Annotated in this window: 14 protein-coding genes; 10 read left to right on the top strand and 4 right to left on the bottom strand. The window is 46.4% G+C overall.

Annotated features, from left to right (window positions below):
- Positions 1-251 precede the first annotated feature (251 nt).
- Positions 252-461 (bottom strand): hypothetical protein, encoded by a 210-nt coding sequence (locus NDI48_20040; GenBank protein MEP0833460.1) that lies wholly within the window; start codon positions 459-461, stop codon positions 252-254.
- A gap of 402 nt (positions 462-863) precedes the next feature.
- Here NDI48_20040 and NDI48_20045 point away from each other — a divergent pair, with 402 nt between their 5' ends.
- From NDI48_20045 to NDI48_20075, 7 genes are all read left to right on the top strand, one after another.
- Entirely contained in the window at positions 864-2,843 is a 1,980-nt protein-coding gene (locus tag NDI48_20045; protein MEP0833461.1) for a S9 family peptidase, read from the top strand.
- Positions 2,844-3,188: 345 nt separating this feature from the next.
- A complete protein-coding gene (locus NDI48_20050; protein ID MEP0833462.1) occupies positions 3,189-3,794 on the top strand; it encodes a rhomboid family intramembrane serine protease in 606 nt (201 codons plus the stop codon).
- Positions 3,795-3,829: 35 nt separating this feature from the next.
- Positions 3,830-4,105 carry a TIGR02450 family Trp-rich protein gene (locus NDI48_20055; protein ID MEP0833463.1) on the top strand — a complete coding sequence of 92 codons (276 nt, stop codon included), beginning with the start codon at positions 3,830-3,832 and terminating at the stop codon, positions 4,103-4,105.
- Complete coding sequence (locus NDI48_20060; protein MEP0833464.1) at positions 4,102-4,665, top strand: Uma2 family endonuclease; 564 nt, start codon at positions 4,102-4,104, stop codon at positions 4,663-4,665. The genes NDI48_20055 and NDI48_20060 overlap by 4 nt, the downstream gene beginning before the upstream one ends.
- Positions 4,666-4,843: 178 nt before the next feature.
- Complete coding sequence (locus NDI48_20065) at positions 4,844-5,095, top strand: hypothetical protein (protein MEP0833465.1); 252 nt, start codon at positions 4,844-4,846, stop codon at positions 5,093-5,095.
- On the top strand, positions 5,092-5,439 hold the full coding sequence (locus NDI48_20070; GenBank protein MEP0833466.1) for a type II toxin-antitoxin system PemK/MazF family toxin: 348 nt from the start codon (positions 5,092-5,094) through the stop codon (positions 5,437-5,439). Before NDI48_20065 ends, NDI48_20070 begins: the two co-directional genes overlap by 4 nt.
- A 366-nt stretch (positions 5,440-5,805) precedes the next feature.
- Complete coding sequence (locus NDI48_20075; GenBank protein MEP0833467.1) at positions 5,806-6,399, top strand: hypothetical protein; 594 nt, start codon at positions 5,806-5,808, stop codon at positions 6,397-6,399.
- A 49-nt stretch (positions 6,400-6,448) separates the two neighbouring features.
- Here the strand turns inward: NDI48_20075 and NDI48_20080 are convergent, their stop codons facing one another.
- Positions 6,449-8,011, bottom strand: coding sequence for a S8 family serine peptidase (locus NDI48_20080; protein ID MEP0833468.1), 1,563 nt, complete (start codon positions 8,009-8,011; stop codon positions 6,449-6,451).
- A 276-nt stretch (positions 8,012-8,287) separates the two neighbouring features.
- Between NDI48_20080 and rpe the strand changes: the two genes are divergently transcribed.
- A complete protein-coding gene (gene rpe / locus NDI48_20085; protein ID MEP0833469.1) occupies positions 8,288-8,995 on the top strand; it encodes a ribulose-phosphate 3-epimerase in 708 nt (235 codons plus the stop codon).
- Positions 8,996-9,440: 445 nt separating this feature from the next.
- Here the strand turns inward: rpe and NDI48_20090 are convergent, their stop codons facing one another.
- Entirely contained in the window at positions 9,441-10,046 is a 606-nt protein-coding gene (locus NDI48_20090; GenBank protein MEP0833470.1) for a class I SAM-dependent methyltransferase, read from the bottom strand.
- 270 nt (positions 10,047-10,316) lie between these two features.
- On the opposite strand from NDI48_20090, the gene NDI48_20095 reads away from it, so the two are divergent.
- A complete protein-coding gene (locus NDI48_20095; GenBank protein MEP0833471.1) occupies positions 10,317-11,339 on the top strand; it encodes a GAF domain-containing protein in 1,023 nt (340 codons plus the stop codon).
- Positions 11,336-11,572 carry a hypothetical protein gene (locus NDI48_20100; protein MEP0833472.1) on the top strand — a complete coding sequence of 79 codons (237 nt, stop codon included), beginning with the start codon at positions 11,336-11,338 and terminating at the stop codon, positions 11,570-11,572. Before NDI48_20095 ends, NDI48_20100 begins: the two co-directional genes overlap by 4 nt.
- On the opposite strand, the gene NDI48_20105 is transcribed toward NDI48_20100, so the two are convergent.
- The gene (locus NDI48_20105; GenBank protein MEP0833473.1) at positions 11,558-11,977 is read right to left on the bottom strand and encodes a response regulator; all 420 of its coding nucleotides are present in this window, start codon (positions 11,975-11,977) and stop codon (positions 11,558-11,560) included. The genes NDI48_20100 and NDI48_20105 overlap by 15 nt on opposite strands.
- Positions 11,978-11,987 lie beyond the last annotated feature (10 nt).

An 11,987-nucleotide genomic window follows, 5' to 3' on the forward strand; every position in this document is an offset into this window, starting at 1 on the left:
TGCCGAGTTCCCAAATCCCAGCTCTGTTAGTATCCAGTGTCTCTAGAAGGGATTGACTCCTCACCAGGAAGTAGATACATCCAATTAAATGTGAGATGTAGAGTGTGTGAAGCGAAGCCGTAACGCACTCAACTGTAAGGTTTAATGCATTAAACTGGCGAAGAGAGCATCCTACAGAACATTGGGTTGTCTTACTTAGTACTCTGCTACTGATAAAGATTGGGACTCATCATCGCCACACCCCAAGTACTTTACGAGTTTTTCATGCGGTTTTGCCAGAGCTGCACGACCCAATACAGTACCGTACAACTCAGCATCACTGGAGAAAGCCACTGTAGCCCGTTGAGATGAAGTCCTAGTCGGGAGAGTAAGAGCAGCAAAGCATCATCTAATAAACCGAGTACAAAGGGGAATAAGTGACTCCAGAAACAAGGAAAAAGTTGCTCTTGGTTAATATCCATGTTGGCAATAAGGCTGAAGGCAACATTTTTTTGATATTTCTCTTGTAAAAAAATGAATTTATTTTTGAGCGTTCATCGAACTTCTAGTTTTATCAAATCCGTTGAGAGCTTATTGAGAATACGCAGGCTCATCAAGACAGGATTAAAAAAATAGGCGTAATGAATCGATCTACCTTTTGCCGTACATTTCAGGCTAAGACGCAATAGTTTTAAAGAGTACGTTTCTCTGCTCTAAGATTATCTACGACAAGACTTTGAGATAGACACTCCTGAGGTATAACCGCAGCCATCCATTAGTTATAAATTTGCGGCGGCTCAATCTCTATCCTCTGAAAAGCCATTTATTGCTAATAATGAATAGGAATCGCCTTTAGGCGTGGGATTGTCAAAAGAGGAATAAGCATGAGCCAATCGCAAATAGCACCCTATGGTTCTTGGAAATCACCCATTACGGCTGACTTGATTGTCACAGGTACAATTGGGATAGGCGGTATTGCCCTTGATGGAGATGATGTCTACTGGAGCGAGGGGCGACCTGCTGAAGCGGGACGGAATGCGATCGCAAGACGAACACCCGATGGCACCATTACTGATGTAACGCCACTTCCCTTCAACGTTCGTACCCGCGTTCACGAGTATGGTGGTGGTTCTTTCACCGTTAAAGATGGCATCATTTACTTCTCCAACTTTGCCGATCAACGCCTCTATAAGGGCACAGGGGCAGCGCCTCTACAGGAACCGCAACCTATTTCTAAGGAGTCAGGGGGAAATCTGCGCTATGCGGATGCGGTGATTGACACGGGACGGGGGCGGATTATTTGTGTGTGCGAAGACCACACCGCAGGAGGTCATGAACCCACAAACACGTTGGTCAGCATTAACTTGGACAATGGTGAAGATGTCCAAGTGTTAGCTTCTGGCAATGATTTTTACGCCTCGCCGCGCCTGAGTCCCGATCGCACTCAGTTAGCATGGCTGAGTTGGAATCATCCGAATATGCCTTGGGATGGTACTCAACTCTGGGTTGCTCCGATTCAAGCCGATGGTTTATTGGGTGAACCTCAGCTAGTAGCTGGAGGCGTTGAGGAGTCCGTCTTTCAGCCAGAATGGTCACCGGATGGTGTATTGTACTTTGTTTCTGACCGCACGGGTTGGTGGAATCTTTACCGCTGGAACCCCCCCCTTGCTCAGGAGAGTGTAGGAGAGATTGAACCATTATGTGAAATGGAAGCTGAGTTTGGGCTTCCCCAGTGGGTGTTTGGCATGTCTACCTATGCCGTTGAGTCCGTTAATCGCATTATTTGTACTTACACCCAAGAAGGCATTTGGTACTTGGCGAGTCTGGATACCCAGACAAAACAGCTAGAAGTGATTGAGACAGCTTACACGGATATTTCATCCGTTCATGCGGTAAATAATCGCGCTGTGTTCATGGCGGGTTCAGCCACAGAACCGACGGCGGTGGTTCAGATGGACTTAGCAACGCGACAACTAGAAGTCTTGCGGCGATCAAGTCAGTTAGAGATAGATACCGGATATCTCTCCGTACCCCAAGCGATCGCATTCCCAACTGAGAATAATCTCACCGCGTATGCCTTCTTCTACCCACCCAACAACCAAGACTACACCGCACCGACTGGGGAAAAGCCGCCACTGATTGTTAAAAGTCACGGGGGGCCAACCGCCTCTACCTCCAGTGCATTTAACTTAAAAATTCAATATTGGACAAGTCGCGGCTTTGCCTTTGTTGATGTTAACTATGGGGGTAGCACAGGATACGGACGAGACTATCGTCAACGGCTCAAAGATAATTGGGGAATTGTGGATGTGGACGATTGCGCCAATGCTGCCAAGTATCTGGCTGAGCAAGGATTAGTGGATGGTGAGCGACTGGCGATCGCAGGGGGCAGTGCTGGAGGCTACACAACCTTAGCTGCTCTTACTTTCCGGGATATCTTTAAGGCCGGTGCCAGTTACTACGGCGTCAGTGATTTGGAGGTATTGGCGAAGGATACCCATAAATTTGAGGCACGCTACCTGGATGGGTTAATTGGCCCTTACCCGGAACGCAAAGATTTGTATGAAAAGCGATCGCCGATTCACTTCACCGACCAACTTTCTTGTCCTGTTATTTTCTTCCAAGGACTAGAAGATAAAGTTGTACCGCCTAACCAGGCAGAGATGATGGTCGAAGCCTTAAAAGCGAAAGGATTGCCTGTGGCTTATGTTGCTTATGAGGGAGAACAACACGGATTCCGTCGTGCCGAGAATATCAAACGCACCTTAGATGGTGAGTTTTACTTCTACTCCCGTGTCTTTGGTTTTGAACCCGCTGAGACGATTGAACCGGTTGCGATCGAGAATCTAGGAAATAGAGCCTAGAAAACCTAAAAAAATATGAGCATTTAGGGTGTGTTAAGCAAAGCCGTAACGCACCGATGAAGCGAGGAATGGTGCGTTAATTTAACATAACGCACCCTACAAAGGTTGTATATTTTATTGGGCTGACTATACAGCAATCCTAATTGACTCATTAAACTCTCTTAGCTCTACTATCTCTGCGTTCTCTGTGCCTCTGTGGTTCGTTATTTTTCACCAACAACAAACAACACGATACGGATGCACAACCCTTGATTCCCATGTGGAATTGACTAATTGCCCTGCTTGGACTTGCTAACCTGGAAACATCCACACACATCAAAAACAGGCTATCCCAGAGGCAAAGCTATGAGCAGGGAAGACAGAAAAGCCATCCTCCGCACCGAAACAGGAGCGATCGCCCGTGAATTGAAAACCCAAGGCAAAATCCTCGGTGGATTCGTTGCCACCATCTGGGTTTTAGGGATTGCAGATTTGGCTTTGGGTGGGGCACTCAACGTTTACGGAATTGCTCCACGTCACATTATTGGTTTGCGTGGCATTTTGTTTGCCCCTTTCCTACATGGTGGTTTGGGTCACCTAATTGCCAACACCATCCCTTTTATCGTTCTGGGTTGGTTTGTGATGTTGCAAGAAACCAGAGACTTTTTTAGGGTTAGCGCCATTACCATGCTGGTGAGTGGCTTAGGGACTTGGGTGTTTGGTTCACCCAACTCGATTCACATTGGTGCAAGTGGTCTGATCTTCGGTTACCTGGGTTTTTTGCTTCTGCGGGGCTACTTTGAACGCAACTTTCCCTCAATCTTGCTCTCCCTCGTCGTCGGTTTCCTCTACGGGAGTACGATCTGGGGCGTGTTGCCAACGCGACCCGGAATATCCTGGGAAGGACACTTATTTGGCTTTATCGGCGGTGTGATCGCGGCACGCCTCTTGGCACGGAAGAAACTATCATGAGAAATGTTAATAAATATTAAGCCTTGGATTTAGGAATGCCAAAAAAGCAAAAATTCCCTTACCTCGTGGGTTCTAAATGGACATCCAGGCAGAAAACCTGGGGCTGGCGGCACTTTCAAGTTGTCAACCGCAAAAACCAAGGGGATTTAGTCTTTGCCGAAATGGTTGCATCCTGCGACCCCAATGTCCGTTTTTGGCTCAATGCCAAACAACTGAAAAACCCTTCCTTATGGCAAGCAGGTTGGCAATCTCTGGAAGAAATGAAGGAGGAAGAAGAGGAAGAAATGAACGAGATGGAGGTGATCCAATGACCGTTTCAGCCTCCAAACCTATTACGCTGGATGAGTTTCTAAAACTCCCTGAAACGAAGCCAGCTAGCGAATACATTGACGGTGAAATTATCCAGAAGCCGATGCCAAAGGGGAGACACAGCCGTTTGCAGGGTAAACTTTGTGCTGCCGTTAACCAAGTGACTGAGGATGCTAAGATTGCCTACGCTTTCCCTGAACTGCGGTGTAGCTTTGGTAGTCGGTCAATTATCCCTGATGTAGCGGTGTTTCAGTGGCATCGCATTCCTTTCAATACAAATGGAGAGGTGCCTGATGATTTTAAACTGCCTCCAGACTGGACAATTAAGATTCTTTCTCCTGAACAGAAGCCTAATAAAGTAATTGGTAATATTCTCTACTGTCTACAGCATGGATGCCGATTAGGTTGGTTTGTTGACCCCGATGATCGCAGCATACTGGTATTTTTGTCGGGTCAGCAACCTGAACTGATGCAAGGGAGCGATCGCTTAGTAATACTGGAGGAGATTGAACTAGAGTTAACAGTAAATCATGTTTTTGGATGGCTCAAGATGGAAAGATAAGACATACTATTAAAAACGAACAAGATGCCCGCCCCACAAGAAATAAGCTAAATACCAACGAATTCATTAAATGCGTAACAGCTTATTGCTACGCGCTAGAGCTAATATTCAACCTGCTATTCTCTCAGCAGTGATAGGCTAGACTTTAGACCCTACTAGACCAGTAGAATCTCTCATCATGACCTCTCCTACCCTAAGCGAGATTGAAAAATCCATTAGTCTCTTATCTTATGAAGAGCAATTGTGGCTAGTTGAGCGAATTATTCACAATTTGCGATTTACTCCAACCAGCAACAATCTCAGCAACAAACCACATAATTTTGAAGAACAACTTTCACAAATGGCAAATGACCCAGCTATTCAGGAGGAACTTAAGGCAATTGAGCGGGAATTTGCAATTACTGAAATGGATGGTTTGTCAGAATTGTGAGCATTCAGCGAGGCGAAATCTATTTTGTAAATCTTAATCCAGTTCAAGGTAGAGAACAGGCAGGCCAACGTCCTGTCGTTGTTCTTTCAGTTGATGAAATTAACCGCCTGCCTTTGGTGGTAACCGTCGTTGTTGGAACAAAAGGAGAAAATATCCAACGCGATTATCCAACTAATGTTCGAGTTTCTGCGGCAGAAAGTGGTTTACCAGTTGAAACAGTTTTCTTGTGTTTTCAACTTCGCTCCCTCGATCAAAGACGTTTTCCAGAACAACCAGCAGGTAGACTTTCTGAACAAGTTATGTCACGGGTAGAGGCAGCAACTCGCTATTGCTTGGGATTGTGAATGAGGCGAAAAGAATGTGCGATCGCATTCTGCCACACTATCCACAAAGGCGATTGCTTTATATCTAAAATCGAGCAACTCGGTGATTTTCCTAAAGATTTGTAAACAAAACTTGACCCTTGAGCAGAAATCACTCAATCTGCTAAGGTAATCTTGATACACTAAAAACCTAAAAATCTTAGCGCCACTCAAAGCTGTTAGCACCAGCTAGGAGCGGCTAACCCCCAAACTGCAATAACCAGTCTGGAAGCTAGAAGAATGGTAACACTCCTCGACGCCCCCCGACTTCTTATGTCAACTAATGCGGGGTGGCTTGGATTTTGGGTCACGACACCGAATACCCAAAACAGGAGTGAATTTACCATCATGTCCCAGAACTTAATCACCTCTGGGGTGATTGATCCACGACAATTACCCCTTGACCAAATACGGCAGCAAGTCGCCACTTTTCTCAACATTCCCCTCAACCAAATTGAGCGCATAGAGTGCTGGAAGCATCAAATCTGGGTCAAATTGGTGGAATCTCGCGCTAAATTCATCAGTTATCGCTGCTTGCCCCTCTGGATTGAGCAAGGAATTGCTGCCATCCAAAACTGCACCTCCCGTTCTACCCTCGATCAACTTGGTGAAATCTTACGCACAGAACGGGATTGGTACGAGGAACACGAAATGCCGGAAGCTGTACAACCCTGGCGAGACGCTTGGGCAAAACGATCGCAATATTTGCGGGAAGAAGACGATCGCCTCCAACCAATTCACGCCCATCAACAAGCGGGACTAGAGTGGTATTCCGCTTGGCAGCGAGTATTGCACAGTTGCCGAGATTGTGTCGGACTCAAAGGATTAGCCCCAGAACTTCAACGGCAAAGCAAAGACTTTGCCGACTTACCGGACGTCATGCAAGCCATGCAACAGCTGTGGCAACAACGCTGGCAGGAACTCATTGATGCGATCGCGTGAAGCCCATGCCACTTATGCACTCAGGTGAAAAATCCTGGAGTTGACTGGATTACCGAGGGACTGTCCACCAAGCGAGGGCATACGGTTGGGATGGTTTATTCATCTGTTTGCGATACTGAACGCGGATTTTGTAGCGACCAGCAGTCGGGACTGGGCAGAAAATATGCTGTACACTATCCACCGCACTGATGGAAGAACAGACACTTTTGCTCGTGTTATTCTCATCCACTGGCATGAGGTAAAGGTCAAGGTGATTCAATCCGCGATCGCGAAAACTCTCCCCCACATCAAAGGCATTATTTTGATTCTTGTCTTGCAACTCCACGAGACGATTCCACGCCAACGTCAGAGACACAAAACTTTTTTCCTTCACGGGTTTGTCTAACACATAATCCTTAAAGGATGACGCCTCTACTGTCGCATAATCCCAACCAATGGGTTGTACGGCAGCCGTTGACCTCCATTGACCCGGGCTAAATTGCTGGTAAGCACGGAAGGCATTCAGTTGTCCGGTTCCCATCTGGTAATCTAACGGAATTTTGGGGTCTTTATAGGCATCAGAGTCTAACCAGGTGCGGTTATCTTTGCTCAAAATGGTACGGCTCATTCCCAAGTGCAACCCATTGCCGCTATCCTGGATTTTCTCAGCCGAGTTGAGTAACACCGCTTTCATCACTTCGTGACGTCGGGAGTCTGTACTCCAATTTCTCTGCTTGGATTGGAGTTGACGGTCGCCAAATTCTTGAAGCAACGCTACTGTTCCTGTAATATGAGGAGCCGCAAAACTCGTCCCACTCACCTCAGTCTTTTTCCCGTCCAAACTGTACGCCGCAATTTTGCTACCGGGAGCAACAATACTAATGGAGCGGCGATCGCCAACATTAATCTCGCGTTCAATCAAACGTCTGCCAATCCCAACTGGCGCAGCACTTAAATTCGGAAAGTCCACTTTCGTGAACACTCCCTGTCGCTTGGTTGAGTAAGCGGTATTCACCCCATTGTAGTTATCTGTCGGGATCGGAATACCCCCGTCCCCCTGGTTCCCGGCAATCACAAACAGCGTGTTGTGAACGGTGGATAACCAATCAATGCATTGAGTCAAAAGCGCATTCCCATCCAATGTGGCATCCGGTCTGGTGTCTCGTTCCAACGGTTCGCCAAAACTAAAATTAATCGCCCGCACATCTCCCCCATTTTGCAGGGTGACATACTGAGCGGATAGACACTCTTCCGGTTGTCCTCCCTTGGTGGGTGAACCCACGGCTGTAGAATAGAGCCTTGCTCCGGGTGCGACTCCTGGTAAACCTTTGTCTCGACTGACCATTACCCCTGCCACCATTGCAGCATGAGCATCCACATTGGTATCGGATTTAGCCGGACCGTTGCGATAAAAGGCTCGTTCCAGAGGGGTGGGAGGATTCCAGGCAACGGCTTTGTCAAAACCAAAAACTCCAGGTCTACCAATTTCCACCTGACCAATGGCAATTTTACGACCGATTAAGTTGTAGGGAGGGTTATGTAGTTTACGTGCTTCGATCCCCGCTTCTCCGATTGAAGATATTGATGAAGCGATCACTGGGGTAACGACGTAGGAGGCACTTAACCCTCCCATGATCCATCCTAATTTGCGAACAATCTGCCAGTGAGCCAAGGATGCTGCTCCTTAAATTAAATAGGTTTGAGTCATTTATTTGTTAAGGGGTGGGTCAAAGAAATGTCACTTGTCTGTGTCCCGTCTTTCCTGCCGTTGTCGCGGAGTGAGAGAAAGCGCCACGCCAGATTAAATTCTGTCACGCGAACGCAAAGGTTCAGGTTAAGTTGGGGAAAGGCTAAAGATTTTGTTAAGATCAATAAATAAAACTGAGGACGCAGGAGAGTATCACCAGTCATGACCCAAACGCAATCCCAAAAACCCATCGTTGTTGCCCCTTCTATCCTATCAGCGGACTTTAGCCGATTGGGAGAAGAAATTAGAGCCGTGGATGCCGCTGGTGCTGACTGGATTCATGTGGATGTGATGGATGGTCGGTTTGTCCCCAACATCACGATTGGTCCTCTGATTGTGGAAGCGATTCGTCCGGTTACCCAAAAGCCCCTGGATGTCCACCTGATGATTGTGGAACCAGAAAAATATGTGGAAGACTTCGCCAAGGCCGGAGCCGATATTATTTCCGTACACTGTGAACACAACGCCTCTCCCCATCTACACCGCACTCTCTGTCAGATTAAAGAATTGGGTAAGCAAGCCGGTGTAGTGCTAAACCCCTCAACGCCGTTAGAGTTGATTGATTATGTATTAGAAGTCTGCGACTTGGTGCTGATTATGAGCGTCAATCCCGGCTTTGGTGGTCAGAGCTTTATTCCTGCGGTACTCCCCAAAATCCGCAAACTGCGTCAAATGTGTGATGAGCGTGGACTCGATCCTTGGATTGAAGTCGATGGCGGACTCAAGGGAAACAATACCTGGCAAGTGTTAGAAGCGGGAGCCAATGCAATTGTGGCGGGTTCAGCTGTCTTCAAGGCCAAAGATTATGCAGAAGCCATCGAGGGGGTTCGCAATAGCAAGCGCCCTGAACCTCAGTTAGCGGCGGTTTAAATCGGTTTAATCTTAAAAAGCTGCTGACTAGAAAATAAGCTTAAGATTTTTCGCTTCATTTCCTGAAAGCTGATTGAATCGAAAAAATTCCCTAACCAGTCAAAGCCTGCCCACCCAACCTCCTGGAGGGTGGGCATTTTTTTAAAGTTTATTCATGTTTATTTATAAAACCTCTTGCATAAATCCAGGAATGCCCCCTAAATCCCCCAATTTTGGGGGACTTTGAATTCAGGTTCCCCCCAGAATTGGGGGGTTAGGGGGGCGAAAATCGAATGAGAGCAAGAGGTCTATTCATAAAACCTAATCTGAAAATAAGGCAGAAGGCAGAAGGCAGAAGGCAGACCGGAGCTCATACGAGGACAGAAGGGATAAGAATTTTCATTCTTTCGTTGTGTGCGTCAGTGTATGGTGCCTATCTGGAAAGTCTACTTTCATCCTTGTCTCGTTAAGCTTTTTGCAGGATGCAAAATAAGGCGTGTGGAAGTGGCGACAGTGTACCGTGATAGACGGTTTCTTGAACCGATAGAACGTTGAATTGACCGCTGAAAATGTCCTTGATTTCGTCGGGTGTAAATCGATAAGGCCCCTCTGGACGTGTTTCTAAGTGGCTAAAGCATTTCAGGAATAGATAACCCTGAGGCTTAATCAAGTTAATGACAACCTGAATGTAATTGGCTCTTTGCTCCGGGGGAAACACATGGAAACAGCCGCGATCGAGTACAAAGTAAAATTCTTGGTTTAGAGTACTGTTGAGGATATCATCCTGTTTCCAAACAATATCTAAACCTTTTTCTTGGGCAACCTGTTGTGCCTTCTGGATAGCTGTTACAGAAAGATCGGTTGCTGTGACTTGAAAGCCTCGCTGGGCTAATGCCATCGCTTGAGTACCCGGCCCTGTGCCCAGATCTAAGGCTGTAGTACTATGAAGGTTCAGTTGGGTTAACGCTTGATCCAGATCTGGATCGAGATCAGGGTTGAACCAAGGCATGGATTCTACATTCTTTTCCTGATACAACTGTTCCCAGTCAGGTAGCTCGCGTCGTTGATTCATGGATTCCTCTAGATTCAATTTCATCGTTAGAGCTGTCGCTCATATCACTGTAACTTGGGTGCTATAGAACGCGATCGGCTTTGCCGGTGCGCTACGCGCAATCGCTTCGCCCCTCCCTTTTGGGCAATCCGCTTTGTCGGTACGCTAGACTGCGTCTGGCTAGGTGCTACGCGCCTGTGATATAACGTGGGACTTTTTTGTCTCTACATGCTATAGCGCTTAAAGTTGAAAGGAAGAAGCATCCAAAACCAAGAGCTCAGTCGTCTTCTCATGACCGAGGTAAATGTGAATGATTGCGATCGATCCAAAGAAGAGCTAATTGAAGAATTGGCTTCACTCCAGCAAAAAGTTGGCGAACTTCAAGCTAAAAAAATAGCATTCGATACTCTTCATGAATTACTTCTAGCCTCAATTACAACGGCGAAAACGGCGACTGGAACGCTGATGATCCGTACCGTTTTACAACAGATTTTAAAAATTGCGATCAGCTTAACCAACGCTGACGAAAGTAGCCTATTTTTACTCGATGCTGAGGGACGAGTCAGTGAAAGTATCTTAGCTCGCGGTGCCGTTATCCGAGACATCAAGCAAAGGCTTGTCGGTATGGTTTTGGATAAAGGTCTTGCAGGCTGGGTGAGTCGCAACCGCAAAGTCGGACTTGTGACCGACACAATGAAGGATGAGCGCTGGCTGACGCTCCCTAATGAGCCTTACACCGTTCGTTCTGCACTCAGTATACCGATTTGTCGGGGGAAAGTGCTGATGGCTGTGATCACCCTGATGCATCCCGATCCGGGACATTTTAGCTCACAAACCGCTCAGTTAATGCAGTTATGTGCGGAGCAAATGGCTCTAATTATAGAAAATGCCTTACTTTATGTTGAACGCCATCCTTCAGAGCCGAAATCCAGCCAGACTGTACAGCAGAAAGACTTGGAATTAAACGTCACCCATGAGCAACTCTCTCCTGAGGAACAACTCTCGTTGCTCGGTATTTACATCATGTTTAATGATGGAAAATTTATGTATACCAATCCGGGTGTAGCCGCTATTTTTGGATACAGTTTTATTGAATTTATTACAGTCGAATCTATATTTGAACTCATATTATCTAACTATCATGATTTAGTGATGACTCATATCAATCAGTGCTTTAAATCTCAAAATAAGTATCTTTATTGTAAATTCAAAGGCCAACGAAAAAATGGCACTTCAATTGATGTACAAGCTTATGGAACAAAAACAAAGTTAAGCGGCAAGGCAGTGATTGTGGGATATCTCACTATGACTTGAATTTTGCAAGTTTCAGTTTCACATTCCTATCAGAAGTTGGGTATGCAGGGAAAAATAGTATTAACCTACCCCATCAACTGCAAACGGATTTAAGCGGATATGACTTTTCTCATCTAACCCTTTGGCAAGCCGATTTACCAGGAGTGCAATTACACCAAGTCAAATTGGCTCATTCCCATCTCAGTAAGTCGGTTTTTGATGAAGTCATCACCATTACTTTATCTTTCGAGTAAATTAAGCGCCTGCAACACCTCAGCTAATGAGTTAGCTTCTGCTGGCTTGAGTAAGTAGAAGTCGAGTCCTAACTCATAAGCACGGGGTAAATCGCGATTGCCGTATGCTGTGAAAGCAATGATTGGTAACTCTTTGAAGAGTGGCTGTTGGCGTATCCACTTGAGCAGATCTAGACCGGACATTCCCGGCAGTCTCAGATCTAGGATGAGCAAGACAGGTAGAGGGTATTGGGCGCGATCGCTATAAGGTTCCTTTCCCTCAAGATAGAAAACTGCTTCCTGTCCAGTTTCGACAACCTGAAGCACAAATTCTGACCCCAATTGCCGAAACGCCCGTTCTAGGGAAAACAGGTCAGAGCGCTCATCTTCAACCACTAAAACTGTCTTTGGCTGTAGTTGTTTCACCTCTACTATT

The sequence above is a fragment of the Microcoleus sp. AS-A8 genome (assembly GCA_039962225.1).
GTDB lineage: Bacteria > Cyanobacteriota > Cyanobacteriia > Cyanobacteriales > Coleofasciculaceae > Allocoleopsis.

Excerpts from the sequence above, each read along its gene's own strand:
- NDI48_20075 (MEP0833467.1), top strand. The coding sequence starts at position 5,806 with ATGTCCCAGAACTTAATCACCTCTGGGGTGATTGATCCACGACAATTA.
- rpe (MEP0833469.1), top strand. The coding sequence starts at position 8,288 with ATGACCCAAACGCAATCCCAAAAACCCATCGTTGTTGCCCCTTCTATC.
- NDI48_20095 (MEP0833471.1), top strand. The coding sequence starts at position 10,317 with ATGACCGAGGTAAATGTGAATGATTGCGATCGATCCAAAGAAGAGCTA.
- NDI48_20055 (MEP0833463.1), top strand. The coding sequence starts at position 3,830 with ATGCCAAAAAAGCAAAAATTCCCTTACCTCGTGGGTTCTAAATGGACA.
- NDI48_20050 (MEP0833462.1), top strand. The coding sequence starts at position 3,189 with ATGAGCAGGGAAGACAGAAAAGCCATCCTCCGCACCGAAACAGGAGCG.
- NDI48_20090 (MEP0833470.1), bottom strand. The coding sequence starts at position 10,046 with ATGAATCAACGACGCGAGCTACCTGACTGGGAACAGTTGTATCAGGAA.
- NDI48_20040 (MEP0833460.1), bottom strand. The coding sequence starts at position 461 with ATGGATATTAACCAAGAGCAACTTTTTCCTTGTTTCTGGAGTCACTTA.
- NDI48_20080 (MEP0833468.1), bottom strand. The coding sequence starts at position 8,011 with ATGGGAGGGTTAAGTGCCTCCTACGTCGTTACCCCAGTGATCGCTTCA.
- NDI48_20065 (MEP0833465.1), top strand. The coding sequence starts at position 4,844 with ATGACCTCTCCTACCCTAAGCGAGATTGAAAAATCCATTAGTCTCTTA.
- NDI48_20060 (MEP0833464.1), top strand. The coding sequence starts at position 4,102 with ATGACCGTTTCAGCCTCCAAACCTATTACGCTGGATGAGTTTCTAAAA.
- NDI48_20045 (MEP0833461.1), top strand. The coding sequence starts at position 864 with ATGAGCCAATCGCAAATAGCACCCTATGGTTCTTGGAAATCACCCATT.